The organism is Sorangium sp. So ce117 (assembly GCF_051524395.1).
GTDB classification, from domain to species: Bacteria; Myxococcota_A; Polyangia; order Polyangiales; family Polyangiaceae; genus Sorangium; species Sorangium cellulosum_B.
In genome coordinates this window covers 8,030,849-8,056,223 of the sequence record NZ_CP150309.1, presented here as the reverse complement: position 1 = coordinate 8,056,223, position 25,375 = coordinate 8,030,849, and the positions used below count along the sequence as shown (strand labels likewise).

20 protein-coding genes and 2 pseudogenes are annotated in these 25,375 nt (G+C 70.5%); 10 read left to right on the top strand and 12 right to left on the bottom strand.

The features are described 5' to 3' along the window. Window positions 1–10: 10 nt before the first annotated feature. Together WMF46_RS29890 and WMF46_RS29885 are read right to left on the bottom strand one after the other, a co-directional pair. Window positions 11–232, bottom strand: coding sequence for a hypothetical protein (locus WMF46_RS29890; protein ID WP_437980333.1), 222 nt, complete (start codon window positions 230–232; stop codon window positions 11–13). Between the two features lie 273 nt (window positions 233–505). After that, a complete protein-coding gene (locus WMF46_RS29885; protein ID WP_437980332.1) occupies window positions 506–1,048 on the bottom strand; it encodes a hypothetical protein in 543 nt (180 codons plus the stop codon). On the opposite strand from WMF46_RS29885, the gene WMF46_RS29880 reads away from it, so the two are divergent. Then, a complete protein-coding gene (locus WMF46_RS29880) occupies window positions 1,035–1,535 on the top strand; it encodes a hypothetical protein (protein WP_437980331.1) in 501 nt (166 codons plus the stop codon). The genes WMF46_RS29885 and WMF46_RS29880 overlap by 14 nt on opposite strands. Window positions 1,536–1,873: 338 nt before the next feature. On the opposite strand, the gene WMF46_RS29875 is transcribed toward WMF46_RS29880, so the two are convergent. The 4 genes from WMF46_RS29875 to WMF46_RS29860 all read right to left on the bottom strand — a co-directional run bounded on the left by WMF46_RS29875 (window position 1,874) and on the right by WMF46_RS29860 (window position 6,506). Beyond that, window positions 1,874–2,665 carry a hypothetical protein gene (locus WMF46_RS29875; protein ID WP_437980330.1) on the bottom strand — a complete coding sequence of 264 codons (792 nt, stop codon included), beginning with the start codon at window positions 2,663–2,665 and terminating at the stop codon, window positions 1,874–1,876. A gap of 592 nt (window positions 2,666–3,257) precedes the next feature. Further along, on the bottom strand, window positions 3,258–4,733 hold the full coding sequence (locus WMF46_RS29870) for a glucuronyl esterase domain-containing protein (RefSeq protein WP_437980329.1): 1,476 nt from the start codon (window positions 4,731–4,733) through the stop codon (window positions 3,258–3,260). A gap of 160 nt (window positions 4,734–4,893) precedes the next feature. Next, on the bottom strand, window positions 4,894–5,262 hold the full coding sequence (locus WMF46_RS29865; RefSeq protein WP_437980328.1) for a hypothetical protein: 369 nt from the start codon (window positions 5,260–5,262) through the stop codon (window positions 4,894–4,896). A 182-nt stretch (window positions 5,263–5,444) separates the two neighbouring features. After that, window positions 5,445–6,506 (bottom strand): lipase family protein, encoded by a 1,062-nt coding sequence (locus tag WMF46_RS29860; RefSeq protein WP_437980327.1) that lies wholly within the window; start codon window positions 6,504–6,506, stop codon window positions 5,445–5,447. An 856-nt stretch (window positions 6,507–7,362) separates the two neighbouring features. Here WMF46_RS29860 and WMF46_RS29855 point away from each other — a divergent pair. Continuing rightward, the gene (locus WMF46_RS29855; RefSeq protein ID WP_437980326.1) at window positions 7,363–8,163 is read left to right on the top strand and encodes a trypsin-like serine peptidase; all 801 of its coding nucleotides are present in this window, start codon (window positions 7,363–7,365) and stop codon (window positions 8,161–8,163) included. Window positions 8,164–8,368: 205 nt separating this feature from the next. Here WMF46_RS29855 and WMF46_RS29850 read toward each other — a convergent pair whose 3' ends face one another. Then, a complete protein-coding gene (locus WMF46_RS29850) occupies window positions 8,369–9,574 on the bottom strand; it encodes a glycoside hydrolase family 11 protein (RefSeq protein WP_437980325.1) in 1,206 nt (401 codons plus the stop codon). An 853-nt stretch (window positions 9,575–10,427) separates the two neighbouring features. Further along, window positions 10,428–11,795: a sigma-54 interaction domain-containing protein gene (locus tag WMF46_RS29845; protein WP_437980324.1), complete on the bottom strand. Its 1,368-nt coding sequence runs from the start codon at window positions 11,793–11,795 to the stop codon at window positions 10,428–10,430. A gap of 187 nt (window positions 11,796–11,982) precedes the next feature. On the opposite strand from WMF46_RS29845, the gene WMF46_RS29840 reads away from it, so the two are divergent. The 6 genes from WMF46_RS29840 (at window position 11,983) to WMF46_RS29815 (ending at window position 16,530) form a co-directional block, all read left to right on the top strand. Further along, on the top strand, window positions 11,983–12,306 hold the full coding sequence (locus WMF46_RS29840; protein ID WP_437980323.1) for a 4Fe-4S dicluster domain-containing protein: 324 nt from the start codon (window positions 11,983–11,985) through the stop codon (window positions 12,304–12,306). 145 nt (window positions 12,307–12,451) lie between these two features. After that, window positions 12,452–13,111 (top strand): hypothetical protein, encoded by a 660-nt coding sequence (locus WMF46_RS29835; protein WP_437980322.1) that lies wholly within the window; start codon window positions 12,452–12,454, stop codon window positions 13,109–13,111. Further along, window positions 13,108–13,650 carry a hypothetical protein gene (locus WMF46_RS29830; protein WP_437980321.1) on the top strand — a complete coding sequence of 181 codons (543 nt, stop codon included), beginning with the start codon at window positions 13,108–13,110 and terminating at the stop codon, window positions 13,648–13,650. Before WMF46_RS29835 ends, WMF46_RS29830 begins: the two co-directional genes overlap by 4 nt. A 70-nt stretch (window positions 13,651–13,720) precedes the next feature. Next, a complete protein-coding gene (locus WMF46_RS29825; RefSeq protein ID WP_437980320.1) occupies window positions 13,721–14,398 on the top strand; it encodes a hypothetical protein in 678 nt (225 codons plus the stop codon). A 145-nt stretch (window positions 14,399–14,543) separates the two neighbouring features. Then, a complete protein-coding gene (locus WMF46_RS29820; protein ID WP_437980319.1) occupies window positions 14,544–15,200 on the top strand; it encodes an FMN-binding negative transcriptional regulator in 657 nt (218 codons plus the stop codon). A gap of 382 nt (window positions 15,201–15,582) precedes the next feature. Continuing rightward, window positions 15,583–16,530 carry a hypothetical protein gene (locus WMF46_RS29815; protein ID WP_437980318.1) on the top strand — a complete coding sequence of 316 codons (948 nt, stop codon included), beginning with the start codon at window positions 15,583–15,585 and terminating at the stop codon, window positions 16,528–16,530. 707 nt (window positions 16,531–17,237) lie between these two features. Here the strand turns inward: WMF46_RS29815 and WMF46_RS29810 are convergent. After that, window positions 17,238–17,507, bottom strand: a pseudogene (locus tag WMF46_RS29810) (tyrosine-type recombinase/integrase); the annotation flags it as partial. A 307-nt stretch (window positions 17,508–17,814) separates the two neighbouring features. Between WMF46_RS29810 and WMF46_RS29805 the strand changes: the two are divergent. Next, complete coding sequence (locus tag WMF46_RS29805; RefSeq protein ID WP_437988036.1) at window positions 17,815–18,693, top strand: hypothetical protein; 879 nt, start codon at window positions 17,815–17,817, stop codon at window positions 18,691–18,693. A 66-nt stretch (window positions 18,694–18,759) separates the two neighbouring features. Here the strand turns inward: WMF46_RS29805 and WMF46_RS29800 are convergent. From WMF46_RS29800 to WMF46_RS29790, 3 genes and pseudogenes are all read right to left on the bottom strand, one after another. Then, window positions 18,760–19,011, bottom strand: a pseudogene (locus tag WMF46_RS29800) (hypothetical protein); the annotation flags it as partial. Window positions 19,012–19,119: 108 nt separating this feature from the next. After that, complete coding sequence (locus WMF46_RS29795) at window positions 19,120–19,440, bottom strand: hypothetical protein (protein WP_437980317.1); 321 nt, start codon at window positions 19,438–19,440, stop codon at window positions 19,120–19,122. A gap of 135 nt (window positions 19,441–19,575) precedes the next feature. After that, window positions 19,576–21,069, bottom strand: a complete 1,494-nt coding sequence (locus WMF46_RS29790; RefSeq protein ID WP_437980316.1) for a serine/threonine-protein kinase — start codon at window positions 21,067–21,069, stop codon at window positions 19,576–19,578. Window positions 21,070–21,208: 139 nt separating this feature from the next. On the opposite strand from WMF46_RS29790, the gene WMF46_RS29785 reads away from it, so the two are divergent. Next, window positions 21,209–25,270: a protein kinase domain-containing protein gene (locus WMF46_RS29785; protein ID WP_437980315.1), complete on the top strand. Its 4,062-nt coding sequence runs from the start codon at window positions 21,209–21,211 to the stop codon at window positions 25,268–25,270. The last annotated feature ends 105 nt before the right edge of the window (window positions 25,271–25,375 follow it).

The window sequence follows — 25,375 nt, the reverse complement described above, 5'->3', positions numbered from 1 at the left end:
GATCGCGCGCCTACGGCTTCAGGTGCTCCTCGATGAGCCGCTTCAGGCCCGCGACGTCGGGCCGGGTCCCGCTCGCTTCGCCGATGGTCGCGAGCCGCTCCGCCTCGTCGCGCGAGAGATCGGGGCATATCCACTCCAGCAACGCTGCCCAGTCCGGCGCGCCGTCGCAGCTATAGCAGTCATCGGGGATGGGTGTATTGTCGGGGAAATTCCGGAAAACCAGGTACGGCATTGCATCTACCTTCATGCCGGGATCGCGGTCGCATCGTCATTGCATCGTCACCGCGACTCGCGCTCGCGCGCGTCCGCCGAGCGCTCGCCACCTCGGCTATGGCGCCGGCGGAGCCAGGGGGCAAGCGTGCTCGGGGCCGCTCCGCCGGCGGGCCGTGCCCGGAGTGGGGTCCGGCGCGTGTCCAGGGGAGGCGCAGGAAGGAGGTCGCGCGGCGCGCGCGATGGCGGTCAGGTCATCGCGCTGGCACGACCCACGCGCCGGCGCCCGGCCGTGTCAGGGGGCGCAGCCGATCCGCTCCGGCGCGACCGCCACATCGTCATACCACATCGTCCGCGCCGGGCCGTGGAAGCCGAGGTAGCCGAAGCTGAACGTCTTGTAGTTGAGCGTCTTCACGCCGGTCTTGTCGATGATCTTGGTGCCGTTGGCGTAGACCTGGACGCCGCCCTTGGCGCCGTCGAAGTAGGCCTCCATGCAGTGCCACTGGTCCTTGGGGAGCTTCACACCGTTGCTCCCGCACCGGGCCTCGCCGCCCGTGGACAGGGTGACGTCGTCGTGCAGGTTCAGCACGAGCTGGCAGTACTGCTCGGCGATTTCCATGTTGTCGCCCAGGTTCGGCTCGCCGTCGCCCGTCATGGCCTGGAAGTAGGCGTTGTGGTCGGACTGGCCGAGATCGACGCTGCCGCGCACGTAGAGCCGGACCCAGAACGTCGAGCCGGGCGACGGGACGGAGAGCATCCTCCAGTCGTAGCCGCTGGCCCCCGGGTTCACGCGCAGCGCGCGCGAGCCGGCGTGGAAGACCGAGGTGTCGATCGCCATGTTCTTCAGCGCCTCTGCCGCCTGGTACGAGGGACGGTACGTCGCGCCGTCGGGCAGCCCGTCGCCCTCGAAGTCGGAGCAGAACGTCGCGCTCGCCGGGCACCCGCCCGTCGGCGTCCCGCCGCCGGTGCTCGACGTGGCGCTCGTCTCGGGCGTCCCGGTGCTCGTGGTGCTGGTGCTGCTGCTGGTGTCGCCGCCGCCGCCGCTGCTGCTGGTGCTGCCGTTGCTGGTGCTGCCGTTGCTGGTGGTGCTGCCGTTGCTGGTGCTGCCGTTGCTGCTGCTCGCGGCGGGATTGCCTGTGCCCGAGCTCACGCTCGAGGCGCCGCCGGTCCCCGCGCCGCTGCCGCCCGCGCCCCCCGTTTCCGAGGAGTCGCCTGCGCCGTCCGAGCAGCCCGCCGCTGCAGCGGACAGGGCCAGACAGGAGATCCCAACCCAGGTGAAGCGTGCGATTTCGCGATCGAAAGTCATGTTGATGCCCGAAGGGTGATAGGCCCGTTCGCCGGAGCTGCGCGCTGCCGCAGCGCGGCACGTCTGCCGGTGATCCTTAAGAAACTGCCGCTGCGCCGAGGCGCGACCTGCGCTCGACGCGGCTCACAGCTCTAGCAGAATTCGCCGCAATTCGGGAGGTGTTCTTCCGGGTCCAGATGGACCGTAAACTTCTCAGCGGAGCGGCGGGCGCGGACGGCGCGGCGCGGACCGCGGGATCCTGGGCGTGACCGAGCTGCTCGGCCGCCAGCACCGCGGCGAGCGTCTCGCCGACGCAGCCCTCGCGCACGGCGCTCGCGGCGACGGCGGCGAGGTCCGCGCTCACCGCGACCGCGCCCGTCACAGCCGGAGACAACCTGGATGCACGGAGCGCACAAACTCGTCGGCGTCGCCGATGATCTGAACGACGGCGCTCCCCGTCGGGCATTTGACCCCGAAACCCGTGCTGTGCACGTTGCCGATGCCCGGGCCGACATTGGTGTTGCCGTCGCCCGTCTTCCACGCCTCGACCGTCTGGCACAGCAGCTCGACCCGGTAAACGTAATTAACGTAAGTGTCGACCCAGATGTTGATCCCGACCAGGACCTGGCTCGCAGGGCAGATCACGCTGCCCGGCCCGCCTCCGTTGCCGCCGGCGGTCACGGTCTGGAAGGCGGTGCCCAGGGTGCCGTCGCTGGCGAGCGGCGCGCAGATCAGGCCGATTTGATCGATCGAGCCGCCGCTCCGGCCGTGGACGCCGACAGCCACGTTGCCGTTCCCACAGGCGATCTCGTAAGAGATGTCGCTGCCCGTGCCGCCAGCGCCGCCCGTGCCGCCGGCGCCGCCCGTGCCACCGGAGCCGCCCGTGCCACCGGAGCCGCCGTCGCCGCCCGTGCCACCGGAGCCGCCCATGCCGCCAGCGCCGCCCGTGCTGCCAGCGCCGCCCATGCCGCCGCCGCCCGCGTCACCGCCGGCTGTACCACCGCCGCTGCCGCCAGCGCCGCCGCCCGTCGCGCCGGCGGTGCCCGAGAAGTCGAGATCGTCGACCCCGGAGATCGCGTTGCATGCCGCGCTCCAGCAGACGAAGGCGAGCGCCGCGGCCGCGACCGTCGCGAGAGGCTTCGTCGTCCGGACTGCTGCGTGTTCTCTCATCGGAAGCTCCCGTGGCGGATGATCTGGCCGGGCCCGAAGCTCGCCTGGAGGGCTGACGAGGCCGGGGGGCCGAAACGCGCGGTGGGATCAACCAGGGTGGGTCGGGTTGGCGGCATGAGGTCTCCCCTTCGGGGGTCGAGGTCTCGGAGCGGGCGATGGTCTGCTTTTCCGAGGCCTGGCTGATCCGGGGGGCGGTCGCCGTGCCGGGCGGTCAGCGACGAGGGCAGCCAGGACGTTCGGCGTGACCATACCCGCGAGAATGGCCGGAAGGAACCTGAACCTCGCCTCGAAGGCCTTCGCGAAAGCGTTGCCGGCGAGCGGCAGACCGTTGCCGGGGAGGCAAGGGGCCGGGGCGTGCGCGGGCGACGCCCCTCTCGCCGCAGATGCATGGCAACGCCATGGCGGAGCTGTGACGCCGCGGGGAGCGGCCGGGTCAGAGCGGCGAAGGGCCGGCTCCGAGGTAGGAGAGCTGAGCGCACCCGATGCGCGTGTCGAGGCAGCGCTGTGTGGAGGGCGGTTCGATCAGGATGGGGAGCACGACCCCGACGCCGGCGGGGTCAGGTTCGAGGCGAAGCGCGGAGGACGCCGGCGATCACTGCAGCGTGGGAGTAGTCCAGTCGATCCATGCACCCAGATCGGCGGTGGCGACCGGCTGCGGCTCCATTCTGCCGTCCGCGGGCGCCTTCCGGGTCAGGTGGGCCCGGATGGCCCTTCGGAGCGGCTCCGCCTGCTCCGCATAGAACGCGCAATGATTGTGCGGGTCGGACGGCCTGCCGCCGTGATAAGCGACGTTCTTCTCCACGCCGAGCGCCTTGTACACCTCTCCGCCGGCCGCGGTGGCCGCATGTTGGGCGATCGAGCCCAGCTCACCGATGCGCGAGTTGTCCAGGACGAGCAATCCGCGTGGTGCGTACATGGCGACCAGCGAGTGCGTGTCTGCCGGGATGACATTCACCTTGCTCCTGTAGTTGCCGAACACGGCCCCGAACCACCCCTGCGCTTCGCTCCAGGCGGAGTTCAGCGACTGGGCCGTCTTCCCGTTCGGGCCCGTCGGATTGGTGTTCACGATCCGGAAAGCAGATACGCCGCCGGTGCCGGACTCCTGCGGGATCCCCAGCGCGATTCGCTCATCGAACGCGCCGATGGTGAATGCGCCCTTGCCGAGCCTGGAGCAACCGGTGACGCCGATGGCGGTGGGATCGATGATATCGTTCCGCCCCGCGTCCCGCTCGTCGACCAGCACGTCGATGATGCGGCTCACGCCCCACGCCCAGCCGACCTGAGCGCTGGCGCCGGTGTTGCCATAGATGTCCGAGAACAGGCCGTTTCTGCTCGTCTCGCTCGACATGGAGTTGTTGTTGTAGTTGATCGTGGCGACCCCCTCGGAGGTGAGGAGGGATCGGTCCAGGCTCCCCCCGCCCAGCCCGATGATGGCCGGAACGGGGCCGCTCGTGCCCGCCGGGATGCTCACCGCCACGCTGAAGTCGATGCTCTTGCCGCCGTGCTCCACGTGCACCTTGATGGAGCTGCTGGTCACCGCCCCGGTCACCTTCTCGGGTCTGCCCGGCTTCTCGCCGTGAATGAACGTCTCGACGGCTTTCTTCAGCTCAGCCCGTCGGCAGCGCCACTCCGACTTCTTGGACATGCGTGTGCCATCGAAAGACGCAAACAGGTCCGGCAGCTTGGCGTTGGTCGCCTCCTTGGGCTCGCCGGTGTCGCAGTCCTCGCCGTAAAACTCTTTGAAGTCAGGATTATAGACCTCGCTGCTGCCGCCGCCGGCGCCATCGCTGCCGCCGCTGCCCGTCTGCCCACCCGTGCCGGTGGAATCGCTGCCGCCAGTACCGCCAGCCGGGGAGACGGCCCCAGTCGAGACGCTGGTGCTGCTGACCCCGCTGGCGCCGCTGGTGCCGCCAGAGGAGGAGGAGGCGCCGCTGGCAGACGCGGAGGTCCCGCTCGTCTCGTCGGGCGTCCCGTCCTCCATTACAGGTTCGCATGCGAGTCCCACGAGGGAGAGACCCGCTGCCAATATTGCCCAATCCGCCGCTCGTACGCGCGCGAGTTTTGCCATGGCCTCCAATTTCCGCGCTCGAGAACTTTGATCTCCAGATCAAAGTCCACCTTCTCGCCTCCGGTACCAGCTCAACTCCGATTCACGGAATCCAGAGGTACTGATGGCTTCTGCTTTCAATGCGCCCGGAGGGCGGGGAAGGCAAAACGACTTGAGGATGTCAAGGGTGAATCGCCTCGCTCACCTCGGGTGACAGAGGCTGGACGGTGGACGCGTACGCCTCCGGCGAGGGGTACAGTCGGCGGCGCTCGCCCGCGAACTCCGTGGCATCTCCGCCGAGGGCGAGCGCGGTGAGCTCCGGCGATGCGGCCGCCGGGTCCGAGCGCGCCGCGTCGCGTGGCGCCTCTCTCGCCTTCGCCGCGCCGCCGTCGAGGGGCGCGGCGTGCGCCGTGGCGGTCGCCGGCGCCGGCGCGGCGTTCTGGGAGCTCGCGCCGGCCGCAGCGGCTTGGCGCTGCGCGTCGAGGAGCACCGGCGCCTCGCGCGCGTATCCGGCGCGGGCGAGCGCGACGCCGTGGGTCGCGGCCAGCACCTCGCGCCCCGGGCGGAGACGGGGTCGCCCAGCCCGTGAACCTGACCTGCCTCGGTCCCGTCAAGCCGGCCCGGGTCCGTCGGAATCGGCGCCCAGTGCTCTGGAGTCGGCGCCCAGCTCAGAACGGAACAAGCACCCTGGTAAGGTCGGAGCACGCAACACGAGGCCAGGACTGCTAGGTGTCAGTCGAGCTCGGCGCCTGGAGCGGCCGTCATCGATGTGCGCAGGTAGTTGAGCGGCATGTGGTCTCCCCAGGAGAACGGCATACGTATCCAGCTGATGGGCGATAGCTGCTGCGACACCCACGCCGCGACGCCGAGGGCGTTGCTCAGCCCGACCGTGAAAGCCTGCCGCATGGGCTTGGGCTCGTACTTCCATCCCGTAGGCGTCGAGTTGTACTGCCGTCCGAAGTGCACGTAGCGATCCACCGTGAGAGGTGGCATCCGCGGCACGATGTCCCGCGAATACACGTGACGGAAGAGCTTCTTTCCGAGCTTCTCGTCGAACTCCGTCGCGAAGGTGCTGTCGCCGACCATCGGCTGCCCATACGTGTAGACGCCGCGCAGCGCGCTGCGCAGGCCGGTGAGCTGGTCGTCCGTCTCGATGAGCGCCGCGGCGATGACCGCGAGCGCGGCGCCCAGGCTATGGCCGGTGATGTAGAGGGCCTCGAGCTTGCCCAGCTTGACGTTGTCGCCGCCCGCCGCGCCCGCGGCGTCGACCGCCGTGGGTGAAGGCTCGCAGCGGCAGGGGCGCTGCGCGCGTGTGTCCGGGCATGTGCTCGCCCACTGACGATCGAGCTTCGCCAGCGCGTCGCAGAGCAGCGTCCCCCAGTGGAGCTCGATCATGAGCTGTCTCAGCGGCTCCCACAGAGTTCGAACGGCGCGTTGGAAGCCGCCGTGGACGTGCCCGCCGGCGGGAAACGCGTCCATCCTGGTGCTCGCGTTCGTCAGCCAGTTGATCGCGTTGCGCGGCTCCGTCCCTCGGAAGGAAAGGATCGCGACCTTGTGGTCAGCGCTCTGGACGACGATCGCCGAGGTGTTCACGAGGAGCGCATCGTTGGCGATGGTGAGCGCCGCAGCATGGCAGCCCAGCAGCCCGCGGCGCGCCATGACGTTGGCGAACGTGCGCACATCCGAGTACGTCCATGTCGAAGCGAAGGCGAGCACCTCTGCTGCCTTCCGGTCGTACACTCCGTGCCTGACCGTCGCGAGCTGGGGTATCACCGAGGGGTACTTCTTCTCCATATCCCCCGACTCAGCGCCGCCCAGACCGAGACCTGCTGAGAAAACTCCCTCGATGCGCATCGCTTCTTCCTCCTGCCTGCTGGAGTGATGTAAACGGCGCGGACGTGCTCGGGCGCTGCGTATGCCCAGGCCGTGGTGTCCAAGCAGCGTGGAGCGGGTCCGGTGAGCAGAGCTCGCTCGCCCCGCGCTCGGGGAACTGTAATGCCGGGATCCCCGCTGCGCTCGCCGGTACGACCTGGCGCCCGAGTATTCAGAGTATTCAGCGTCGTCCCTGATGACGACCCGCACAGCCGAGGACGTGAGCGCCGTGCAGGACGAGCACGCGGGGCAGTGACCACCTCGGACGGCGCGAGCGCCTGGCCACGCAGCTGCGGAGAGCGTTCACAGCCAGACCGGACGCCCAGCGCGGTCGGCCGACGTTGCGCGAGTGGCCCGGAGAGCTGTATGGGCCAGGCCCCGCCGCGCGGCGGGCATGCGGGATGAAGGCACCTGAGGAGCGAGCCTCGCGAGGCGGAATTCGCGCGACCCTCGCAAAAAGCACATGAGGCTGCCTGCGGTCGGGCTTGCCTTCCAAACCAGGGGCGTCAAGAGATGAGCATGGATCTGCTGGCTGAAGTCAGCTGCCTCGACGGACGCAGCATCGATCATCCGGGCGAAGCACGAGCAGCGTGGTGCAGGACAGTGGCTCTTAGGCGGCAATGACGTGCTCGGGTAGGAGACTGAGTGTCCTGCCCGCCCCCGCGCCGGGGGGCGCGAGCAGCCGGCTCCGATGCCACGCAGCCCGCCCATCGATGAAAGAGGCTACTCACTCTGGCATCTGGTATGAGCAGCGGCAAAGCGCGATGGGTTTATTCCGATGATGATTCCTCCCGATGAACGAGCGCCCGTCTCTGAGCGGTCCCTGAGCGACCTTCCGTACAGCGCAATCTGTGCGCTCAAGATCAAGTCTCGTGCGAACGGCCTAGTTGTCACAGGGACCGGATTCTTCATCGATCCGCGTGTCGTCATCACGGCGGGGCACTGTATCTACAATGGCACACACTACAACGCGTACCCGGATAACGCGGGATGGGCAGCGTCCGTGGAGGTGATCCCGGCCATGAAAGCTACCGCACAGGCAGAGCGCGTTCGTCCCTATGGCGGCAAGCTAGTGGCCTACGACCATAGACATGGAAAAAGCAAAAACCCATTCCGGGTTCCCGCGGAATACATCAGGTCCGGCGAGGCGCGCTGGGACTATGGCGCCATCCTGCTCGACTCGGATCTCGGCGCGGGCCTGGGTGCGTTCTCTTATGAGCGAGCGGCGGGAGAGGCTCTCGAAGGCGTTCGTGCCTCGCTGGCTGGATATCCCGAGGTGATCCACAACCCAGAAACCCGGTTTTTGGACGGGGAACGGCTGTGCGTTCACCACATGGAAGGCGTCAAACTGGGCCCGGACGACGTCGTGTCTTACCGGTTCGATGCGTCGCCGGGGCAGAGCGGTAGTCCGATCTGGATCACGGAACGCGATTCTTCGCACGTCGCGATCGCAATCCACTGCCAGAACGAAGACGCTTCCCGCAATCGCGGGCGGCGTATCACCAGCGATGTGGTGGAAAATTTCCGACGCTGGATCGCCGAAGCGCGCCAGCCACCATCGACGGCGGACGTGCCGTAGAGGGCCCGCTCGAACGCATCGTCCTCCAGCTGCATGACGTGCACCGATGCGCTCGTCCGAGCGAACACGATGGGAAATCCGCAGCGTGCGCCGCGTGTCTGCCAGATGGGTGGGGAGTCGTGCCTGGGGCTGAAGAAGCCCGGGCACGTGGCGCGCGGGATGATCATCCCGCGCGCGTCATCATGCGATGCTCAGGGCCGAGCGCTCACTTCATCGACACGTTCACGCTGGCGCTCCCGCTGCTCTGATAGCCCTCGACGACCATCGAGACCTCGTACAGGTTCCCCAGCTTCATCCCCAGGCGATCCCACGCGCCGAAGTGGTTGGCGACGCTGATGGTCCCGCTCGTGCGCTTCTGCTGCCGGACGCTCCAGAACTGATAGAAGGTCGTGTTGCCTTCGATCGACGGCTGGTTGACTCGCTGGGTCCGATAGATGTCATAGGTGCCTCCGTCGCTGGTGACGGTGCCCATGAACCCTTCGCCGCCCGGCGGACGCCAGGTGCCCCAGCTGTCGATGATGTAATACTCGATGAGCGGGCCCTTCGTCCACCCGTAGACGCCCAGGTACGAGTTGCCGTTCGGCCGGTAGTCGGCCGAGTAGGTCACGACCTGGCTCTTCGACCCGGGCCTCAGGCCTTTACGGCCCAGCAGGTTGTTGATGTTGCTCCACTCGACGTTGAAGCCATTCGCCGTGTTGGTCTGGCATCCGCTCCCGTTGTCCTTCCAGTACTCGAAGGTGTAGCCGCAGTGGGTGCCCGTCTGATTGGCGCAGACCTGCTGGTTGGGTGACGTGCACGTGCTGCCGCCGCCGGAGCCGCCGGAGCCGCCGGACCCGCCGGAGCCGCCGGACCCGCCGGAGCCGCCGGCACCTCCCGCACCCGAGCTGCTGCTCGAGCTCGCGCTGCTGCTCGACGAGCTCGCGCTGCTGCTCGACGAGCTCGCGCTGCTGCTCGACGACGAGGCCGAGCTCGAGCCGTTGATCGTGCCGCCGGAGCCGGTGACCGAGGCGATCGTGGGCCGCCCGTTGCCGTTCGCGCAGAAGCCCCACTGCGTCGAGGAGCCAATGCCGACCGCGCCGTTGTGGTCCACGTTCGTGGCGCTGAACTGGCCGTTCGACTCCGTGAACTTCACGTTCCACGGGTTGGGCTTCGTCGAGCCGTTGAGCGCGACGACGACGTTCCAGCCGGTGGTCGCCGGGCTGCGGGAGTTGTTCTTCACCGTCACGTTCGCGCAGTAGCCGCTTCCCCAGTCCGAGGTGACGGCGACGTTCGCCGACACCGAGCGGTCCGCGCTGTCCAGCGCGCCCTCCTGAGCCTCGATGTCCTCGTCGACGATGTTCTCGACGCTGCACGCCAGAAGGCCGCACGCGATCGAAGCGGATAGGTAGCCAAGTAAGGGAACGATGCGCATTTAAGATTCTCCATGATCGGATCGGCGGAGTCGCGGGACTCTGTTCGAGATGGATCTATGAACCATCGAGACAGACGCGAGCCCTCCGAGCCATTGGTTTAAAGTTCAAAATTTCCGGCCAACGTGCTCGTGATCCAGAGATCACGGATGCGCCCGCGGGCCTGCGCCGACCACATGCCTGGCAATCACGATGTTTGTCGGACAGATGCTCACATGCGAACACCCCGTGTGACGGGGCCGGGCATCAACTCGGAAAAAGCAAGAACAACTCGAACGCGTAGCCACGAGAAGCAAGTAGCCCCGGCAAATTCACCCGGAGTAGGCCCCTGTACGATCCTGCAACCGACTGCGGCCCCCGGCCGAGAGCGGTCCGGATCGCCAAGGGAGATTGGCATCTTCACACAAATAGGAGGTCAAAGTCAAGACTCTTTTCTAAGTCGCGTTTGCTTTTGCGCGGCGCTGCCCGGCAGCGCCTTGGCGTGCTGTTTGTCTTCTCTTGTTTTGTTTTGTTTGCTTTATAAGAGCAAGATCCAGCCACGTTGCGCGTGGAGGTCCGAGGATAGAACCTTGATTTGTTCATCTCTCCTGGAAAAGCGACGAACTATCGAGAAAAAACGGCCTCCGGCCGAGCTTGGTCATCCGGTCTTGCGGTGAAACTCCACGAGGAACGGTGCCTGACCGTCAGGGTCGAACTGATGCAGCGTCTCTGACACGACATTCCCGGGCGCCCCGGATCAAGCGGCATCTCTCGATCGCCGGGCCTGTCGGTGCGACAGCGGAGCCGCCCGGAGACCATGTGGAGCACGCCCCACACACCGGGGCTGGTCGCAGGGTTTGACGAGCCCCTCGGCCGTCAGCCCTTCTCTCCATCCTTCCGGATCCCGAGCTTCCGCATCTTGCTTTGCAGCGTCGTCGGCTTCAGCCCCAGCACCGCCGCGGCCCCGTCCTCTCCATAGATCTTCCCGCCCGCGGCCCGCAGCGCGTCCTCGATGCAGCGCTGAGCCGCCTCTCGGTACGTCATCACGCGCCCTGTCGCGCCGGGCGCCGCGGAGAGCGGCGCTGACAGGATGAGCTCGTCTCCTGTCGACATCACCATCGACCGCTCGATGACGTTCTCCAGCTCCCGCACGTTGCCCGGCCAGCCGTGCGCCCGCAGCCGCGCCATCGACTCGGCGCTCACCCGCGGCGGCGTCCGGCCGAAGCTCGCCGCCACCTTCTCCACGATGACGCGCGTGAGCGGCTCCAGGTCCTCCGGGCGCTCCCGCAGCGGGGGGACGATGATCGGGAATACCTGCAGCCGATAATAGAGGTCCTCGCGGAACGCTCCGCTCGCCACCATGTCCTCGAGCGGCCGGTGCGTCGCGGCGATCACGCGCACCGAGACGCGCACCGCGCCCTCGCCGCCGACGCGCTCGATCTGGCCCTCCTGGAGCACGCGCAGGAGCTTCGCTTGCGCCGCCCTGGGCAGCTCGCCGACCTCGTCGAGCAGCAGCGTCCCGCCGCTCGCGCGCTCGAACAGCCCGAGGTGCCGGGCCGCGGCGCCCGTGAACGCGCCGCGCTCGTGGCCGAACAGGGCGCTCTCGACGAGCCCCTCGGGCAGCGCTCCGCAGTTGACCGCGAGGAACGGCCGCTCCGCGCGGCGCGACAGCGCGTGGATGCGGCGCGCGATCACCTCCTTGCCCGTGCCCGTCTCGCCGCGCACCAGCACGGTCGTGTCCTGCCGCGCGACGAGCGGCACCATCTGCTGGAAGATCGCCCGCATCGCCGGGCCCACCGCGACGACCTCCCTCGGCAGGGCGACGCGGTCGAGCTCCTCCTTGAGCGTCCGCTTTTCCCCCTGCGCGCGGCGCGCGATGGCCGCGACGCGCCCGAGGACCTGCACCTGCCGCAGCGCCACGGCGAGCAGGCGACCTGTCGCCTCGAGCAGGGCGGGTGAGACGTCGAGCGCCGCGCCGCCGCCGAGCGCCATGGTGGCGCAGCCGACGGCGCCCTCCGCGTCGCGGAGGGCGAAGACGGCGATCGTCTCGCCGCCCGCGCCGCGCCGGACCTCCGGCGCGCCCGGCGCGGCCGCGCCGCGGCGCAGATCGAGCCGCAGCAGCGGGAGATGGCGCGAGAGCGCGGCGCTCACCGCAGGGACGAGCGTCGCCTCGGTGTGCGCGCGGGCCGAGGCCTCGCCGAGGTCTGCGAGCAGGAGGAGGGCGTGATCGGCGGAGGCGGTCATCGTGCGCGGAGCGAGGCCGACGAAATGGCGTTGCGCGGCACCGTAGGGGCGTTGCCTGGACCGCACAAGGCCGGCGAAAGCCGGGGAAAAGCCGCTCGGGCCGCGGGCACGCGCCCTGCTCCCTGCCGGAGGAGGGAGAGGAGAGCGCGCGGACGACCGCGCGCCACGGAGAAGGAAAGGAACCCTCATGGCCTACGTCATCGCCGAGCCCTGCGTCGCCACGTGTGATACCGCCTGTGTCCCTGTCTGCCCCGTGGACTGCATCCACGGCCCGCTCGCGGCGGACGAGATCTCGCGCATCCCCGAGGGAGAGCGCAAGACGCGCCTCGCCGGTCTCCAGCTCTACATTGATCCCGAGTCGTGCATCTGCTGCGGCGCGTGCGAGAACGAGTGCCCGGTGGGCGCCATCTTCGATGAAGACGAGCTGCCGGCCGAGTGGCAGGGCTACCGGGAGATCAACGCGCGCTTCTTCGACTATCGCGCGAAGGAGCGCGCTCCGGAGGGGACCTGAGCGCGGCCCGGGAGCGGCCGATATCGAGGATCGACCCAAGGAGAGGCGGAGGTGGCCGCGGGGCGTTGACAGCCCGGAGTCGCCGCGATGTCATGCGCCTCTCTTCCACGTGCTCCGCCCACCGGTCAGCTTCCAGGCGCGCGCGATGTGCATCGGGCTCTGCTGTGCGGCGCTCGCGTGCATGGCGCCGCCCGGCCCGAAGGGCGTGCTTCGCTTCCTCGCGTCTCCGGCAGGGCTGGGCGTCGCCGCGCTGGCGCTCATGGCCCTCGGGACGTCGATCGAGGACCTCGGCAGGATCCGGCGCATCCGCGCCGGCGTGGGCCTCTGTATCGCGGCCGCCGCGCTCGTCGCGGTCGGCGCGTTGTGGGGCGCTGCGCTGCCCGCGCTCAAGCCGTCGCTCGCCTGGTTCGCCTGGCTTCTCTATGGCGCTGGCGCGATCGGCGTCGCCCTCGCGCTCCGGCGTGACATCGCCGTCTTCCGCGATCCGCGTCACGGTCAACCCATCCGCCTGGAGTCCATCTCGGCCGACGCCGTTCGTCTCACCGCCAACGGGGCTCCGGTCACCGTCCCCGCCGCCCAGATCCGCAGCGTGAGTGTCGGCGCCAGCCTTGAAGGGCGGGGCGTCTTCGTCCTCGTTGGCAGCCGGGACAAGGTGATCGGCGACGCGCGCGCGCTGCCCTGGGTCGCCGCCCATCGGGACGGCGACACCTTCGTCTTGACCGAGCACCAGGCGGCGCTCGACGCAGAGGTCCTGGCCGTGCGGCTGCACGAGGCGGCTTCCGCCAGCGGAGGGGATTATCGATGAAGGCGAGCGAACACGCGGCGGACGAAGCTCTCGAGATCCCGCTCCGCCGTCCCTACCTGGAGCTCCTCCTGAGCGCCTTCTTCTTTGCGGTCTGCGCGGCGGTCCTCACCTACCGGGCCCAGACGAACGACCGCGGCCTGATCCTGAACGGGATCCTCCATTTCGAGCCCGGAGGCGCCGACGTCTTCTACGCGGTGCTGGCGACCCTGTCAGGGGCCTTCTGCGCGCTCGGCGTCCTCGTCGCTGCGCGGTTTGCGGCGCTCAAGGAGTTCCGGATCGTCCTTGGCCCTCGATCGATCACCTTGCCGTCGATGCATCCGCTCCGTGGCGCGCGGGAGGTGACCGTGCCGCTCGATCGCGTCGAGTCCGTGGAGCTGCAGCCGCCGGCCAAGCCGATCACGCTGGTGATCCGCGAGGACGATCGCTCCCATAACATCCCGCAGCGCTGGCTTCCCAGGGGCAGGTCGGCCGAGGAGGTCGCCGGCGCGATCATCGCGCGGGTGCGGGGGTCGCAAGCGGGGCAGCGCGCCCGCGGGTAGCGCGCTGCAGGTCGTGGGATCTCGGCCGCGATGCGGTAGTAGGATGGCGCCCGATCACGAGGAGGCACTCATGAAGGCCGCGGCCGCGCTGGTGAAGGACATTCGCGAAGAGCTCCGGAGCATCGACGATCAGCTGAGGGCTCACCCCTATCCGGACGCCATCGAACGGGGAGAGGTCACGGTCGAGGGATTGAAGGCCTTCCCGGGCCACCAGCACCACGTGGTGCTCAGCGACCTGCGCTCGATGGCGATGATGCTCCAGCGCTTCGGGGACACGCCCTGGCGCGATTTCTGGAGCGGTGTCCTCCAGGGCGAGCTCGTGGCGCCGGACGGGATCGCTGCCATGGGCCGGAAGCTCGGCATGACGAAGGATGACCTGGATCGGTACGAGGTCACCGCGGAGGGGTTCGCGTATGCCGCTCAGATGGCCTGGGCGGCGGCCAACGCCTCGGCGGCCGAGATCGCGTGCGCCCTGCTCATCAACTTCCCAGCCTGGGGGTTCAACTGCGGCAGGATGGGGAAGGCGCTCCGCGACCGGTACGGCTTCGGCCCGGAGCAGACCGCCTTCCTGGACGCGTTCGCGGCCCTGCCATCGTTCGAGGACACCGCTGTCGCCATCGTGCAGGACGGGCTCGACCGCGGCGTGGAGCCCCGGGCGATCCGCCGCACGACCAGGCTATTTCAGGCGTATGAGAAGATGTTCTGGGACGCGATGATGGCGCTGGGAGCACAGAAGGCGCGCGGCTAGCTAGCGTCGCCCTTCCTCGCCGTGGAACGCGGGCTTGTCCATCAGGCCCTCCGCGAACCAGTGCTTGATCGTGCCGGTGCTGACACCGACGGCGCGGTCGCGTCGACAAGGGCGGCCGGCGCGGGCAGTGGTACACACTGCCGTCATGACGACGACGGCCGCGCCGCGATCCATCTATCTCCCCAGAGCCTTCGAGGCACCCGACCTCGCCGACCTCCACGATCTCATCGACGCACACTCCTTCGGCATGCTCATCGCGCCCGGGGAGGACGGCGTGCCCATGATCGCGCACCTGCCGTTCCTTCTGGAGCGCGACAGCGGCCCTCACGGCACCTTGCTCGCGCACGTCGCGCGGGCCAACCCGATCCGGCGCGCGCTCGACGGGAGCACGCCGGTCCTGGCCGTCTTCCGCGGGTCGCACGGGTACATCTCGCCCGGGTGGTACGCCTCGCGCGACGACGTGCCGACCTGGAACTACGCCGTCGTCCACGCGCACGGCGCGCCGCGGGCCATCGAGGACCACGACGCGCTCCTCGCGCTGCTCGCGCGCCTCTCCGACGTGAACGAGCGCGGGCAGCCCGAGCCCTGGAGCGTCGCGGAGCTCTCGCCGGAAAAGCGATCCGCGCTGCTCCCCGCGATCGTCGGCTTCTCGATGGAGATCACGCGGATCGAGGCGAAGCTCAAGCTCTCGCAGAACCGCCGCCCGGAGGATCGCGACGGCGCCATCGCCGGGCTGCGCGCGCAGGGCACGCCCGACGACCTCGCGCTCGCGGAGGCGATGGAGCGCGCCCGCCCCCGCTGAGCCGTCAGCCTTCGCGCTTGCGACCTCCTCGCGGGGGCCCTTCCAGCCCGCCGCGCTCACGGCGGAGCGGCGCTCGACGTGAGGCCGCGCTTCCTCGAAGCGCGCCCGGGCAGCCCCCACGCCGGCCGCATCGAAGCGGGCGCCGGGATCTACGCGCGACGAATTTGTGATCGCGGAGACGGAACCCGGAGATAGTGCGGCGGGAGGCCTTGTCATGAGGCTCTTCATTCCTTGCCCCTGGAGCTTGCGTCCCGGCAGCGCGATCGGGCTTCGCAACTCATCGGATTCAGGGAATTTTCACCTGCTCGGCGCTCCGGGTGGCGGTCGTGGAGGGGCGGCTCCTCTCCAGGTACGGGAGATACGAATGTTCAGAATGTTTAGCGTGAACAAGGTGTTGGCAGGGATGGGCTTGTTGTCGGTCGGACTTACGTCCTGCGGCGACCACGTCGCAGGTGATGAACCGACGGTCGTCGGGATGGAGCTCGATGAAGCGGAACAAGGGCTGGCGAATGGAACGCTCGTCTCGAATCGCTGGGCAGGCGGCATCGTCGATGTTGGTTTCTGGGACGGGAGTCAGTGGGTCATGTCCGGCTGCAGCGGGCAGGTCGTGTCTCGTGATGCGATCGTGCTCGCCGCCCACTGTGTTCGTCGCTGGCTGACGCCGGATACGGCCAATCCGCCGAACCTCAACTACAATCCGCCGGATACCGGGACCACGTCGTTCGCGGCCTACCGAATGAACGAAGACGGCACCTGGACGTGCATCACGGATCCTGCCGGGGGTTGTCTGCTGCAGGCAAGCTGGGCGGTGCCGTCGACGTACCTGGGCGTGTACCACACGGTGACGCAAGCATGGACCGGTGACAACGCGGATCGCGATGTCGCCACGCTGAACTTTGGCACGAACTTCGCGAACGTCGTGCAGAAGGACGCGGCCTATCTGAACTCAGGCGGTGACTCGACCGTCGGGACCGCCTACGGCTACGCAGACTCGCCGGCGAGCGACGGCAAGCTTCGCGGGGGAAGTTTCTCTGGTATTGCCTTGAGCGGCGGAGCCTACACGAAGACTGTCCCGCAGGCCGACCCGCACCTGTGCGGCGGCGATTCGGGCGGGCCGCTGCGCTTCCTGACCAGCGCGGCGACCACTCCAGAAAGCACCGTTCGTTCGGGGGTCCTCCTGGGAGTCAACTCCAAGGGAGGGTGCAGCGGCGCCAATGTGGGTAACCTCTGGGCGCCGATCAACAGCAACCGTACCTTCATCGAGAACAACATCGGTCGGGCATGTACGACCGTGGTTCAGAACGGTTGGAGCACCCGCGACTGCTGGTGAGCTTCGGAGCGCCCCGGCGACCGCTCGTCATCGACCGGTGGTCCTGGCGGGACTGTTCCGCGGGGGCGAACCGTCGCGATCCGTCGCGTCCCCGCGCAATTGGGGAGGGCGTGACGACGGAGCGCACCTCCTCGGGAGGCCTGGGCCCAACGCGGGCCCAACGAATAGGCGTTTGCGGGGCTGCGCCTGAGCAGCAGCGGTGGCGAGGTCCCGGCGCAGTCCCGTAAACGTCGGGTTGGACCGGGCCGGTTCGCGGCCGGGCGAGGCGGTCGCGAGGCCTATGGAGATCCTGCCCGAGAAGGCCGCAGAAGGCGGGCGCGGCAGGGCTCGCACGCGTGGTGCATCCCGCAGCCACGACGTTGGGCGCTGACGTGCCGAGGCAGAGCGCGGCGCCGATGGAGGCTCAGCAGCCCCCAGGCCGCCGACGTGGACGGCGCAGAAGGCGGATCGATGCCTGACCGCCGCGCAACGGAGGTGGTGCTGTCGCTTCTGCCCAGGCCAGCGATGCTCATGACGTGTCCGGACGAGCAGCGGAGGAGGCGATGACGCACGACGGCAGCGGGCGGCGAGCCATCGCAGCCTGACCGCAGCGAGGACAGATGGACAGGTCGACCCCCGTGAGCGCGGCGAGCAGCGTACACCAGTCGACCTTGACGACGTGGCGCGCAGAGGGCTCTGCGCACCGCCTCGTGCGAGATGACCGAGCCCTACTTGCGACCCGGGAACAGCTCCGGTCCAGCGAGTCTCTCCGCCTGCCAGTAGATGCGCAGCGCGGTCAGCACGGGGGCGCTGAGCATCACGTGCCGATCACGCCCATGCTTCCCATTGCGGACGTGGATGAGGTTGCGCTTGCTGTCGATGTCCTCGACCCGCAGCGAGCAGACCTCATCGATCCGCAGACCGGCGCCGTACGCCGTCAGCACGATCGTGCGCTGCTTGACCGAGCCGATCGCGTTGAGCAGTGCCTCGACCTCGGTGCCGCTGAGGACCGGCGGCGGCTTCTGGGGTACCTTCTCTTGAGCCTCACGCCGAGCTCCTGCACCTCGTCAGGATCGCGCTCGCTGGCGGCCTGCACAGGAGCTGCCGCGAAGCGGCTTGGTCTAACATTTACCCGGAACGTCCACCGCCGCACGCTCGGCGCGTCACGGCTCGAGGGCGTCAAAGCGATCACGGATCGAGGCATGCCGTCTGGGCCGTACGAGGCTCAGAGCCTCGCCCGGGGCGACCCGAGCACGGTCGACATTGGCCCGCTTCGTGACGCTTGACATTTATTGAAAGCCACGCATGGTTAACCAAATTCCAAGACCTGAGTCAGCCGGAAGCACGCCGCCAACGGGGCAAGTCGAGAACGGTAATCAGGAGATTTTTTTGAAAAAGCAAACGCCATTCGTCCTTTGCTGGTCGCTGTGTGTGGTGGGCCTGGCAGGTTGCGACGGGGAAGCACCGAGCCAGGATGCGGGGGTCGGAAACGTCGCTGCCGCCTTGACGATGGCGAATCAGCACGATGTGGCGGCCATCGACTTTCGCGTCGCGACGCCTGCCCAGTCTTGTGATAATCCGCTCACGCAGGCCATCAATGCGCTGGAAACGGAGACCCTTCCACCATCGCTCCAACCACCCGGCTCCGGCGCACACGCATTCGCAGACGCACTATTCGTGTTGCCAGTCGGCGACTACCGACTGTGTGCCATTCCTGTCACCACATTCGGCTCGCCGTCGGCGCAATGCGGACGAGCCGAGACCCCAGTGACGGTGTTGCCGAACGTGACGAGCGAGGTTGTTGTCGTATCACAGTGTAGTGGCGCCGAGATGGGCGGGCTTGACGCGGTCGTCGTGCTCAATGATCCGCCGCAGATCACGGGGCTGCTCATCGCCGAGAGCAAATTCATCACCTTGTGCCAGACGGCGCAGATCAGGGTCAACGCCGTCGATCCGAACGGTGATGCCCTCTCGTTCTCGTTCTCGGTCGTGTCAGGCCCCGGCCCGGGTTCGCTGATGCAGGGCGCTCCGGCGATCGTCGGCTGCACGGCCGAATCGCCGGAATGCCAGACCTTCACTCCCAGCGTCGTGGGCGATTACCTGTTGCGGGTGGAAGTTGGCGACGGGCTCGGGGGCGTGGCTACCCTCATGTTCCCGATCCACGTCTCCCCATGTGACGACTAGCACCGCCGTGGAATTAGGGACGGGAGTCGCCTCGAACGACGCACCCGGGCCGCGGCCGAGCTGGCCGTGCGTGTCGAGCCCCCAGCAGTAGACGTCGTTCGCGCCGGTGAGCGCGCACGCGTGGCCGTTGTCGAGGGCGACCGAGGCCGCGTTCACCACGCCGGAGACCAACCGCGGTATGGGCGCGCAATCTGGAGACCCCGGCCGGCACTCCCCGGCGCTCGCGGGGCTCGTGCGCGACGGGGTTCCCCAGCAGTACACGGCGCCGGTCGGCGTCACCGCGCACGCGTGCTCGTGGTACGCCGCGACGTGCTTCACCCCGGGGAGCTCCACCCGCACTGGCTGCGTCGCGCAACGCCCGTTCCCCGGGCACCACTCGGGGGAATCCTTGCCATCGACGCCCCAGCCGAGGCCGCCGAACTGGTTCTAGCCCCAGCAGAACAGCTGGTGCACCGTATCGACGCCGCAGGTGAAGTCGTGGCCCGCGGCGAGCTGCACGAAGCCGCCCAGGGCGCTGTCGCGCGTGATTGGCCTGGACGCGACCTCCAGGCTCGTGCCCAGCCCGAGCTGACCCACGCCGTTGTCGCCATAACAGACGACGTTGCTCACCGGATCCTGCCCGTGCGCGGGCGCGAACAGGACGCACGCATGGCCGTACCCCGTCGCCACGGAGAGCGCATGGAACCCCGCGGCGTCCACCCGCGGCGCCGCGCCCCAGCACTGGACGTCCCCGTCCGGCGCCAGCACGGCGCAGGCGTGGTGCCGGCCCGCGGCGAGGCCGATCCGGGTGCGCCAGCGCTTCGCTGCTTCCCGCGCCGCCGCCGGCCGGGGAGCGCCGTGTCGGGTCCGCCTCGGCGCGGGCGCCGAAGGTTGCGCCCGCTGTTAAGAGTCCAGCACCCGGAGCAGCGCGCTCGACCCCGGCGAGACGGGCGCGGGGTGCGCGGTGACGCCGAGCCCGTCGAGCAGGGCGGGCGACGCGAAGAGCCCCTCCGCCGCTCCCTCGGGCACCCACCCGGAGAGCTCCAGCAAGTCGCCGCCTGTCAGCGTGCCTTCGCCGCTCGCCTGGAGCTCGCCGACGTGCACGCAGAGGCGGACGTGCACCCGCCGGTCGCGCCCCGCGCGCGCTTCGAGCCGCTGCTTCAGCGACAGCGCCGCGCCGAGCGCACCGCGGCGCGCGGCCTCGTCGCGCGCCGGATCGAGGGGCCGGTCGGCCGTGACCAGCGCGGTCGTGCCCGTCTCTGCCGCGGTCGAAAAACCCGCGTTCGTGAGCTCGGACAGCGCGAAGGGCAGGACGGACTCGAAGTCGTCGAGCAGCTCCGGCGTCGGCTCATCGAGCGCGCCCGGGTCGGCCTGCACCTCCACGTGGATGCCGATGGCCGATCGCCGCGGCGCCGCGGCCGCCCCGCCCGCCGCCCGCGGCGCCGCGACGGCCGCGCGCAGCTCGGTGAGCAGCTGCCCCGCCGACGGCTGGCGCTCCGCCGGGTCCTTGCTGAGCGCCCGCAGCACCACGTCGTCGAGCGACGGGCTCACGCGCGCCTGCGCGCTCGGGCGGGGCGGGCTTGCGAAGAGGTGGAGCTGGCGCAGCACCGGGAACGACGCGCCGGCGAACGGCGGCTCTCCCGTGAGCATCGCGTACGCCAGCGCGCCGAGCGCGTAGACGTCCGTCCGCGCGTCGACCGGGCGGCCCGTGAGCTGCTCGGGCGACATGCTGGAGGGCGAGCCCAGGACGTGCCGCGACGTGGTCAGCGCGGGCCCCGGCGCGTCGAGCAGCTTCGCCACGCCGAAATCGAGCAGGACCACGCGGGGGCCGCGTCTCTGCATGTCGCCCGAGCACAGGAAGACGTTGGAGGGCTTCACGTCGCGGTGCACGATCGCCTGCGCGTGGGCCGCGTCGAGCGCCCTGCAGAGCGGCTCCAGGAGGGCGAGCGCTTCCTCCAGCGGGAGCCGGCCGCGGGCCTCGAGGTGCCTCTCCAGGCTGACGCCGTCGAGCAGCTCCATGACGAAGTAGGGGCGGCCATCCTCGAGCCTGCCGACGTCGAGCACCTCGACCACGTTCGGGTGCCGCACCCGCTGCATCACCACGACCTCGCGCTCGAAGCGGAGGCACACGTCAGGGTGCAGCGCGAGCTCGGCGTGCAGGACCTTGATCGCCGCCTTCGTGCCGCGCGTCGCGTGCTCGCCGCGGTAGACGACGCCGAAGCCGCCCTCGCCGAGGACGCTCTGGAGCACATAGTCTCCAGCGCGCGAGGGCGCCTCGGCGCTGCGCCGGCCACCCGTGGTGGATTCCTCCCCGGCCGAGAGGGTGACCGTCTCGTCGGTGGGGCTCACCACCCCGCGCGGCGCGCTGGGGATGGTGTCGTCATCGACGTGTACCATGCTGGCCCGCGACGATAGCATAGGCGTGGTGCGCGCTCGCGCGCGCGCCTGCGCGCCTATGCGTCAGCGCGCCTGTGCGCCTGCGTTGGAGAGAGGCCGAGTGCATCGCTGTCCTTTGTGTCACCGGCGTCGCGAGGGCGTGGCGCCGTGCCCCTTCGACGGATGGACGCCGCCGCCCGGCGAGCCCTCCGCGCCCGCTCCGCCGCGCGTCCCCGGTGTCTCGCTCGGCGAGCGCCTGGGGCAGGGCGGCTTCGCCATCGTGTGGGCGGGGGTCTCGGACGACGACGGCGCCCCGGTCGCCGTCAAGGTCGGCATGTCCACCACGCCGATGCTGGAAGAGCGCTTCCGCCGGGAGGCCGACGCGCTCGAGCGCATCGGCCCGCCGCACGTGGCGCGATTCCACAGGTGCGGCCGGCTCGACGATGGTCGCCCCTACCTCGTGATGGAGCGGCTCTTCGGCCGCACGCTCGCCTCGGAGCTCGCGGCCCTCGCCGCCCCGCCCGATCCGGGCTGGGTCGCGGCGCGGGCCGACGCCGTGCTCGCCGCGCTCGAGGCCGCTCACGACAAGGGCGCGATCCACAGGGATCTGAAGCCGGAAAACCTCTTCATCGAGCGCCGCTCCGCGGCGGCGGACGAGCGGGTCGTGCTGCTCGACTTCGGGCTCACGAAGCGCTCCGAGCGCACGCCCGGCGACGCGGCGCGCGAGGAGCTGCTCACCCGCAGCGGCGTGGTCCTGGGGACGCCCGAGTACATGGCGCCGGAGCAGTTCCGCGGCGAGGCGGTCGACGTGCGCGCCGACGTCTACGCGTTCGGCGTCATCCTCTTCGAGCTGCTCACCCTGCGGCTGCCCTTCGCGGGCGACGGCGCCTCGCTCGAGCATGCGCACCTCACGCTGCGCCCGGAGCGCCCGGGCGCTCTCGCGCCGGTGCCCACCGCGCTCGAGGAGCTCACGCTGGCGTGCCTCGCCAAGGATCGCGAGCGCCGCCCGGCAGACGCGCCCTCGCTGCGGCGCGCCCTCGCCGCGGCGCGCGCCACGTTCGCGCCGGCCGAGCCGGGCGCGCCGGTCGAGCGGGGCGCGCCGCGCGACCGCGCCGCCGCGCCGGCCGAGCCGGGCGCGCCTCCCGCGCGCGCCGCGGCGCCGGCGGACTCGACGAGCGCCAGGCTGATCGCCGGGGGGCGGAGCTCGGTCGTGCTGCTCGTCGCCGACACGACGGCCGCGGCGTCGCCCGTCATCGCCTCCGTGACCGGCCGCAAGGGGTTCATCACACGGCAGCGCGGCAGCCGCTACGTGGCGGTCTTCTCCGGCAAGGACGCCGATCACCCGGCGCAGGCCGCGCTCGCCGCCGCGCGCGAGCTCGCCGGGAAGCACGGGGCGCGCGCGGCGCTGCACCTCGCGTCGGTCACCCTCCGCCGCAGGGCGCGGGGCGCCGTCTCGGCGTACGGCGCCGCCGTCGAGCGACCCGAGACCTGGCTGCCGCCAGAGCCGTGGTCGGGCGTCGCCCTCTCCGCCGAGATCGAGCGCGCCCTGCCGGCGCGCGAGGACAGCGACGGCCGGCCCGCCTCGGCCGAGGCCGAGCCGTCCGTCGAGATCGAGGTCCCGCTCGCCGGCCGCGACGACGTCCTCGCGGCGATCGCGGAGAGCGCGCGCGCCGCCTTCGACGGCACGTGCCCGGGTCTGTTCACGCTGATCGGCGATACCGGGCTCGGGAAGAGCCGACTCGCGGCGGAGGCCGCCTCGGCAGCGCTCCGCTGCGACGCCGGGGCGCTCGTGGTCTCGCTCCGCGCGGCGCAGCCGCTGCTCGGCGACGCGGCGCGCGACGCGGCCGAGCTCCTCGGCCGTGTCCTCGACGCGCCCGCGGAGGCGCCGCCGGACGTCGCCGCGTTCTGCCGCGAGCGGCTCGGCGCCGCGCTCGGCGAGGCGACGTGGCCGTCGGTCGCGGCGGCGCTCGGCTGGTCGCCGCTGCCCGCGCGCGGCGCGCCCGCTTCGCTCCACCACGGCGTGGTCCAGGCGCTCGGCGAGGCGCTGCGCCGGCGCGCCCAGCGCGGGCCGGTCGCGGTGATCGTCGACGACGCGCACTGGGCCGACGACGCGCTTGTCGACGCGCTCGAGTACGCCACGCTCGACGGCTCCGGCGTCGCGCTGTGGGTGCTCGTCGCCGCGCACCCCCGCTTCGAGCAGGTGCGCCGCGCCTGGGGCGCGCGCACCCAGCGCCACGACCGCGCGGCGCTCGCGCCGCTCGACGACGCGGCGGCGATGGCGCTCGCCGCCGAGCTGCTGCGGCCGGCGGAGTACCCCCCTGCCGAGACGCTGCGCCGGCTCGCGCGCTGGGCAGGCAACAACCCGGCGTGCCTCGTGGAGCTCGTGCGCTCGCTCAAGCGGGCCGGCCTCGTGAAGCGCCGCGTGAACGCCGGCAGCCACTACGTCGCCACGGCCGAGCTCGACAACCTCCCCCCGTCGCCCGCGTGGCAATGGCTCGCGGAGCGGCGGCTCGACGCGCTCTCGCCGGAGCTCGCGGCGTGCGTCCGGCTCTGCGCGGTGCTCGGCGATGCGTTCGCCCGCGCGGAGCTCGAGCAGATCCTGGACTCGATCGCCCGGGCGGGGGAGGCCGGCACGCCCATCGACGCGGGCTACGGCCTGAGCGCCCTCGTCGAGCACAGGATCCTGGAGCGCGGCGCGAGCGAGCGATATTCGTTCCAGAGCGCCGTCTTCCAGGACGCGGTGGTCGAGCTGCTCGACCCGGCGGAGCGCGCGCAGATCCACCGGCGCGCGCTCGCGTACTTCACGGCCAGGGTGGAGGCGGAGGGGCCTCGCCCGGAGCTCCTCGCGCCGCTCGCGCGGCACGCCGGCGGGTGCGGGGCGCGGGAGGCGGCGGCGGACGCGTGCCTCACGCTCGCCGATCTCGCGTTCGCGCGGCACCGCCACGTCGAGGCGGACCGGCACTACACGGCGGCGCTCTCGTTCGCGGCGCCGGGCGACGCCCGCCGGCGGGCGCGCGCGCTGGCGGGGCGGGGCAAGAGCCGCTACCGCGTCGACCGGACGCGCGAGGCCACGGACGACCTCGCGGCCGCGCGGGCGCTGGCCGCGGAGCTCGGCGACGACGCCTCCCTCGCGGACGTGCTGCTCGAGGAGGCGGCCGCGCTCGACTGGGCGGGCGAGTTCGATCGCTCGGCCGAGCGCGTCGAGCAGGCGCGCGCGCTCGTCGATCGGCTCGGCGCGGGCGCGCTCGTCGACGGGTTCGGCGCGCGCTCGCGCGCGCTCGTCGACGGGTTCGGCGCGCGCTCGCGCGCGCTCGAGGGCCGCGTGCTCGTCGCCGAGGGGCGCACCTGCTTCCGGCGCGGCCGGGTCGCCGAGGCCGTCGAGCTGCTCGCGCGAGGCGCCGCCGGCGCGGAGGCCGAGGGCGATTACGGGACCAGGATCGTCGCGCTCCTCCTGCTGTCGCCGGCCTTGATGTGGCTGGGAGAGCTCGACCTCTCGAACGCCCGCTTCGACGAGACGTTCGCCCTGGCGTCGTCCGCCGAGGACTGGCCTCACCTCTGCGCCGCCTGCACGTGCCGCATCCCGCTGAGGGCCATGCGGCGCGAGCTCGACCTCGCCATGGCGGACATGCGCCACGCCATCGCGCTGGCGCGCGAGCTCGGAAACCCCGTCCTGGAGCGCCACGTGACGCTGAACGCGGCGGAGCTGCTCCACGCCAGCGACCACGGGGACGAGGCGCTGGAGCTGGCCCGCCGCGCGCACGTGCTCGAGCGGCGGTTCTTCGAGCACGCCGCGCCCGAGTGCTCCCTGCTCCTTGCGCGCATCCTCGTCTCGAGGCGCTGCCACGACGAGGCGAGCCGCCACCTCTCGTGGATCGAGCGGAGCTGCCCGCCCGACCCCTCGGCGCCCTCGCTGTGGGCGTTCTACCGCGCGCTCCACCTGGTGCTCTGCGAGCAGGGCCTCCGCGCGCGCGAGCCGTCCGCGAGCGCCGATCCGTGGGAGGACGTGCTGTCGCGGTGCCGGGGCGGTCTCCTGGCGATCGAGCTCGTCGAGCTGCTCTCGATGCGCGCCGAGATGGCGATCGCCGGCGGGCGGCCACGGGAGGCGGCCTGCGCTCTCCAGGAAGCGGCGGCGCAGCTCGACGAGGCGCCGGGCTTCCGCACGCGGCTCGCGCGGCTCGCGGCTCAGCTGGATCGGATGGCGGCTCCGGGCATCAGCGGGTGAGGGGCAGCGCCTCCATCCGATGCCCCCTGGCGCCCGCCTTCGCGCCGGCTCCGGATTGTAAGTGTCGGATATGATTTGAAATTTTTCGTGAACGGGCGCGCCGGC

Excerpts from the sequence above, each read along its gene's own strand:
- WMF46_RS29890 (WP_437980333.1), bottom strand. The coding sequence starts at position 232 with ATGCCGTACCTGGTTTTCCGGAATTTCCCCGACAATACACCCATCCCC.
- WMF46_RS29885 (WP_437980332.1), bottom strand. The coding sequence starts at position 1,048 with ATGGCGATCGACACCTCGGTCTTCCACGCCGGCTCGCGCGCGCTGCGC.
- WMF46_RS29875 (WP_437980330.1), bottom strand. The coding sequence starts at position 2,665 with ATGAGAGAACACGCAGCAGTCCGGACGACGAAGCCTCTCGCGACGGTC.
- WMF46_RS29870 (WP_437980329.1), bottom strand. The coding sequence starts at position 4,733 with ATGGCAAAACTCGCGCGCGTACGAGCGGCGGATTGGGCAATATTGGCA.
- WMF46_RS29860 (WP_437980327.1), bottom strand. The coding sequence starts at position 6,506 with ATGGAGAAGAAGTACCCCTCGGTGATACCCCAGCTCGCGACGGTCAGG.
- WMF46_RS29855 (WP_437980326.1), top strand. The coding sequence starts at position 7,363 with ATGATGATTCCTCCCGATGAACGAGCGCCCGTCTCTGAGCGGTCCCTG.
- WMF46_RS29850 (WP_437980325.1), bottom strand. The coding sequence starts at position 9,574 with ATGCGCATCGTTCCCTTACTTGGCTACCTATCCGCTTCGATCGCGTGC.
- WMF46_RS29845 (WP_437980324.1), bottom strand. The coding sequence starts at position 11,795 with ATGACCGCCTCCGCCGATCACGCCCTCCTCCTGCTCGCAGACCTCGGC.
- WMF46_RS29840 (WP_437980323.1), top strand. The coding sequence starts at position 11,983 with ATGGCCTACGTCATCGCCGAGCCCTGCGTCGCCACGTGTGATACCGCC.
- WMF46_RS29835 (WP_437980322.1), top strand. The coding sequence starts at position 12,452 with ATGTGCATCGGGCTCTGCTGTGCGGCGCTCGCGTGCATGGCGCCGCCC.
- WMF46_RS29830 (WP_437980321.1), top strand. The coding sequence starts at position 13,108 with ATGAAGGCGAGCGAACACGCGGCGGACGAAGCTCTCGAGATCCCGCTC.
- WMF46_RS29825 (WP_437980320.1), top strand. The coding sequence starts at position 13,721 with ATGAAGGCCGCGGCCGCGCTGGTGAAGGACATTCGCGAAGAGCTCCGG.
- WMF46_RS29820 (WP_437980319.1), top strand. The coding sequence starts at position 14,544 with ATGACGACGACGGCCGCGCCGCGATCCATCTATCTCCCCAGAGCCTTC.
- WMF46_RS29805 (WP_437988036.1), top strand. The coding sequence starts at position 17,815 with ATGGTTAACCAAATTCCAAGACCTGAGTCAGCCGGAAGCACGCCGCCA.
- WMF46_RS29790 (WP_437980316.1), bottom strand. The coding sequence starts at position 21,069 with ATGGTACACGTCGATGACGACACCATCCCCAGCGCGCCGCGCGGGGTG.